Consider the following 4,142-nt stretch of genomic DNA (forward strand, 5'->3'; position numbering starts at 1 on the left):
TAAATAGAGTGTTCAATGGTTCAATCAGTTTAAACTGCATATCTTCCGGCAGCCCGCCCACATTGTGATGGGATTTAATGGTTTGTGCAGTTGCCGTACCGCTTTCAATAATATCGGTATAAAGCGTTCCTTGGGCTAAAAACTCAATACCTTCCAGTTTTGTCGCTTCATCGTCAAATACATAAATAAATTCATTACCAATAATTTTTCGTTTTTTCTCAGGGTCAGAAACACCTTCCAACTTCGATAAGAAACGTTCTTTGGCATCAATTTTGATGACATTCATGTGGAAGCCTTCTGAAAAAGTCTTCATCACGCTGTCAGCCTCATTTTTCCGAAGCAAGCCATGATCAACAAAAATACAAGTAAGTTGATCACCGATTGCCTTATGGATCAGCACAGCAACAACGGATGAGTCCACCCCGCCGCTTAAAGCACAAAGAACTTTTTTATCGCCAACCTGCTCACGAATTTTTGCCATTTCCATTTCAATGAAGTTACCCATTGACCAATCGCCGCTGCATTCACACACATTAAATACAAAGTTCCTTAGCAATTCATTCCCATAAACGGAATGACGTACTTCCGGGTGGAACTGAACAGCATAAAGCTTTTGCTCTTCATTACTCATTGCTGAAATCGGACAGGTTGGATTTGTGCCATCCACGGTAAAACCTGCAGGAGCTTCCACGACAAGATCACCATGACTCATCCACACGGTCTGCTCATTTGGCAGGCCGTTAAATAGCGCTGATGGATGTTGTACCGTCATCGTTGCTTTTCCGTATTCACGTTCTTTCGCTTTTTCAACCTTCCCATTAAAATGGACGGTCATTAACTGCATCCCGTAGCAAATACCAAGGATTGGCAGACCCATTTCAAAAATGGCTTCATCACAGCGGAAAGAATTTTCATCGTACACACTATTTGGCCCGCCGGAGAAAATAATCCCTTTTGGGTTTAACTGGCGGATTTCTTCAGCTGTAATCGTATGCGGATGTAATTCACTGTATACCCCGAATTCACGGATCCTGCGGGTTATTAACTGGTTATATTGACTTCCAAAATCTAATACAATAATCATCTCATGCTTGCCTGGCAAAGCATCCACCTCAATTTTCTCAAGTTATAGTTATTATGAACCTTTACAGCAAAGGATATAAAAAAAACTAGAATTCTCCCCTCCATAAAAATATCAGGAAGGCAGAATTCTAGTTTTCTCGTAAAAAGACCACAGAAAAATCCTGCCTTCATAGTCAGGTCATTATACGGTGACCCGGTAGAGACTCTCGAACCAAATTTTCGAGGATATATGAAGGAAACGTACTATATTTTGAACAGCACAAGCACCTTTTATAACAGTGCTAATACTAAACATGAATTAGTACATATTGTAACAATAGGTTGTTTTTCTGGTCAAGCGATTGTCTTTTTAATTAAATTTTCCCATAATTCATGCGACTCTTTCCAAGCGCCCTTTGGCAATTGCTGATGATACAGATAATTTTCATAAATAGCCGTTAGTTGTGACATTTCTCTTGTCGAAAAGAAGGAATCAATGTAACGGGCATATTTTCGTAGTGTTTGGTTTTCCTTCCGCTTTAATCCGTAGCGTTCGAACTGTTCCAACAAAGCTAAATAGGCAGCACTGATGTTTTCGTCCTTTTTCTTAAATCGGTAAATTACTAACAGACTGTACGGAACCCACTTACCGCGAATACGGTAAAGAATACCAACCACTGCAGCTGCTATTACGATTATGAAAACTATCCGCTTCCAATTGTTTTTCAAAAACAATTTGGTCTCTTCCCAGATCCTTTTAACATCAAAGAATGATTTCGAATCGTTTGTTTTATCGGGTTCCTCAATCTCTTCCTTCTGAGGCTTCTTCACTGGCGCTGGACTGGTTTCTTGATTATTGGATGATGATTGGCCATTCGCACCGTAATTGATGATAATTTCATTTGAAAAACCCTTGGTTGGCTCAAATGGTACCCAGCCTTGATTTGGAAAATAGACCTCAACCCAAGAGTGGGCATTATTATTTGTTACCTCATAAATCTGTGCCCCTGAAGTCTCATCACTATATTGCAAAAAATCTCCGCCTGTGAACCCTTTTACCCAACGCGTTGGAATCCCGAGTGTTCGCAGCATCACAGCCATCGAAGAGGAGAAATTGTCACAATAACCCCTTTTTGTCTCAAACAAAAATTGATCCACATATTCATCTTCGGTGTCAGGCACCGCGACATTTTTCTGGTCATAAGTGAACGCGGATCTTCCAAAATAACTTTCTACCGCCTTTGCTTTATCAAACCAATTGGTTTTTGTGGCCGTAATCTCTTCTGCTAATTCTTTCACTCGTGGCGGAAGATTCTCCGGCAGGAGTGTATATCTTTGATAAAATTCCTCGTTGATGATGGTTGGGTCATAGCTCGTTGTTCGGACTAAGTCTGAAGCCTTGTACTTTGGTCTTTCAAATTCTACGGTAAAGACCTGCGGCACAGCAGGGACATTGTCATTAGAGAAAAGGCTGATTCGCTCATTAGTCGTATCGATTTCATATCGATTGCCCTCAGGGAGCATCTTTAACACTTTGCTAATTCCGGCAGGATACATAAGAAAATTGTAATTATATTCTGGACTTGTCACCACCCGCGAAGACTCTTTAATGGTCTCTACGGTGTCAGGCACCGAAAAGACAGGGACAAGATCTTCCTGACGAAAGGTTATAGGTGTGGTACCAGAGGCCAGCCAGCCTTTTCCTGTATACACGTCCTTCGTTTCCATCTTCCAATAATTTTTTCCGTTCCCTTCATACTGAAAGACTCGGTTGTTATCCCCTATAAAGGGACCGCCTAATTCAGCATCATTGGTTCCATAACCGATACGATTGACACTGCTGGCCTTATCTTCAGGAACTTTGTCGTTATTAGCAGTAAAATACGGAACTGGGTCTGGCCAAATCGATGCGGCTTTCGGTGCGGCTATGCCAACTACAACACTTAATGAAATCATAACAGCCAGCGGCACCATCCACTTTCGCAGATAGGTCGGTTCGGTGCTGACATTTTCTTTTTGAACGATTCGGTAAAATGTCAGCATTCCCATCACTGCAAAGCCAGCCACCACCGTTCTGACAATGGCGAATTTAGCAATATACGGTGTAAATGTATCTAAAACCGTAATATAGACTAAGGTCATAAAGAAAAATATAAAAATCCGCTTTCGGTTTAAGATCCAGTAATTGATTAAGTACACCATTAGCCAAAGTAAGATAAAAAATAACAATGTCCTGAATTCGTTGGATAAGTCATTCCAATTCCTTGCTGTAAGCACCCGAAAGTTATCCATAATATCTCTAAAGAAGGCTGTAATCCATGTTAAATCAAAGAGCCCTACTTCATAGTGAAGCTGGTTAATGGCATATAAAATAAAGAGCGTTTTGACACTATAGTTCCAAATCCATTTCAAATGAAGGTAAGATAAAGCAAACGAAATAACGATAAAGATAAAAAACATCTCAATATGATTGGTTTCTGTTAATTGTTCAATCGGACGCAGCCATTCACTTAATAATAAAAAACTAAAGGCATATAACAAAAAGGATGAAAAATCTCTTTTGATCAACGGAAGTTCACCTCCGAAAAGGCCGCCGTGAATTCGCCTTCTTGAACCAAGACAACCCGTACCCCACGGGCATTGGCGATTGCCATCAGCGAGCGTTCATCATCTGTCGGAGCTTCTTTCTCTCCTTTAATCAGAAAAAGCGTAATCGTTCCACCTTTTCGCTGCCCAAGGAAGCTAGCTTTTTCAATCAAGGGTTTGGTAATTTGCGCGGTGACTAGCATAAACGAAACGGTTTGCTGGATGAGAAGTCCATCTGTATCTAACACCTTTTCAAATGGTGAGGTACATTTCGCCTCTATTTTTGCCAGATGAAAAAAAAGCTGCTGGAGATGCTGTTCTCCACCGCGAATGGGGAAAGAGGCACGTTCGTTGCTAATCGTTAATAGACTCGTCTGAGCTCCTTTTTTCAAAATAGCCCGCAATAATGATGCTGTAAAGGAGACAACGGGCTCAAACTGCTTTGTCGGGACACAATCCATGACCACAAAGACATCATGTGATTGCCGCTGTTC

3 protein-coding genes and 1 riboswitch are annotated in these 4,142 nt (G+C 41.0%); all 3 genes read right to left on the bottom strand.

Features of this window, described 5'->3' with window-relative positions; genetic code table 11:
• Positions 1-1,084: glutamine-hydrolyzing GMP synthase (gene guaA, locus V7659_RS26265; protein WP_335543043.1), on the bottom strand; the 1,084-nt coding region annotated here is incomplete at its 3' end.
• 149 nt (positions 1,085-1,233) lie between these two features.
• Positions 1,234-1,336: riboswitch (purine riboswitch) on the bottom strand.
• An 80-nt stretch (positions 1,337-1,416) separates the two neighbouring features.
• Complete coding sequence (locus tag V7659_RS26270; RefSeq protein ID WP_335543042.1) at positions 1,417-3,630, bottom strand: transglutaminase TgpA family protein; 2,214 nt, start codon at positions 3,628-3,630, stop codon at positions 1,417-1,419.
• Positions 3,627-4,142: DUF58 domain-containing protein (locus V7659_RS26275; RefSeq protein WP_438825875.1), on the bottom strand; the 516-nt coding region annotated here is incomplete at its 5' end. The genes V7659_RS26270 and V7659_RS26275, both read right to left, overlap by 4 nt.

This window comes from Neobacillus drentensis, assembly GCF_036966985.1.
In the GTDB taxonomy this organism is placed as follows: domain Bacteria; phylum Bacillota; class Bacilli; order Bacillales; family Cytobacillaceae; genus Neobacillus; species Neobacillus drentensis_E.